At 70.3% G+C, this 1,623-nt stretch carries 1 protein-coding gene; it reads left to right on the plus strand.

Going from position 1 to position 1,623, the window contains the following annotated elements; translation table 11 throughout:
* Positions 1-207 precede the first annotated feature (207 nt).
* Positions 208-1,623, plus strand: a 1,416-nt coding sequence (locus tag AC3WRR_RS30230) for a histidine kinase N-terminal 7TM domain-containing protein (RefSeq protein WP_492298913.1), incomplete at its 3' end; no start/stop codon positions are given.

Consider the following 1,623-nt stretch of genomic DNA (forward strand, 5'->3'; position numbering starts at 1 on the left):
CCGGCCGGTCGAACGCATGCATCCCGGTCGGGGGCCCCCCCCCCCCCCACTACCTGCCACCTGTTGCATCGGCGCACCCCACGGCCAAGCGAGCCGCGCAGCCCGGTATCATGCTGGCTGACGAGACCGCGGATCGCCGCAACGGGCGCGTGCGCCTTGCCGGGCGCCGGAGCCAAGGCCTGGGTCTCGGGACGCGCCCTCTTTTCCATGCCCTCCTACCCCCTGGTTCTCCTGCTTACCATCGCCTCGGTCGCCAGTGTCGGCATGGCCATTGCCACCTGGCCGCGGCGCGACGACCCGACGGTCCGGGCCTTCTTGGTGCTGGCCGGCGGCGCGGCAATCTGGAGCAGCGGACGGCTGCTCGAGATCAGTTCGAGCGACCTGGCTGGACGTATCCTGTGGGCCAAGATCCAGTACGTGGGGATCGTTGCGGTGCCGATCGGCTGGCTGGTGGCGATGGTGCACCTGAGCCGCCCGCGCCATGTAGTGCCCTGGTCAAGGCTGTGGCTGCCCGTGCTGGTGGCCGTGGTCACCGTGGTGCTGGTATTCACCAACGAGCGCCACCACCTGATCTGGCGGCGCATCACGCTGATGCCGCCCGGCGTCGCGCCGGGCGCGGTCTTCGAACATGGCGCGGGCTATGCCGTCGCGGCCGCCTGGACCTACCTGCTGCTGGCGCTGAGCCTGTATTTCCTGGTCACCGCCGAGGTGCCCAACGACGCGCTGTCGCGCCGGGGGCGCGCCACCTTGGCCGCGGGCCTGCTGTTGCCGATGGCGGCGCATATTGCCTACATCTTGCGCTGGACCGGCCCGTTCGGCGGCGACCTGACGCCGGCGACTTTTTCGCTGATGGTCGCATTGCTGTGGTTCTGCGCGCTGCGCACGCACCTGGACGACATCGTCCACTATGCACGGCTGCGCGTGTTCGATGCCCTGGGTGAAGGCTGCGTCATCGTCGACAGGAAGGAGCTGGTCGTGGCGTTCAACCCGGCCGCGGCGCAGCAGTGCCCGGCCTTGCGCCACGGCCTGCGCCTGCCGGCAGCCTGGTACCCGGCGCTGCAACCTGCCCATGCCACCCCGGCGAACACGGCTGGCGCACCGTTCCTGCCACCGGGCTCACCGTTCGAGCTGACCGTGGAACCAGTGCGCCGCCTCGACGGCAGGCAGATCGGCACCTTGCTGTTCCTGCGCGACATCAGCCGCTTCCAGTCGCGCGAGCGGGCCCTGACCGCGCGGCTCGGCCAGACCGAAGAGCAGTTGTGGCAGGTGCAGGCCGACCTGGACATCGACGCCCTGACCGGCATCCGCAACCGGCGCTACTTCCAGCGCGAGTCGATCGCGGCCGTGACCCGGGCGTGCGAGCGCAGCCAGGCGCTGGGCCTGCTGATCCTGGATGTGGACCAGTTCAAGCAATACAACGACCTGCATGGCCACGTGGCCGGCGACGACTGCCTGCGGCAGATTGCCGGCGCCCTGGCCCGCACGCTCTCCGGCGAGCAGTTCTGCGCCCGGCTGGGCGGCGAGGAATTCGCGGCGGTGCTGCCCGGCGCCACGCGTGAAGAGACCCGTGACGTGGCGCGCCGCATGGTGGCCGTTGTGCGCGATGCCGAGATCGCGCACAAC

Source organism: Cupriavidus sp. FW305-3-2-15-C-LB2 (genome assembly GCF_058787575.1).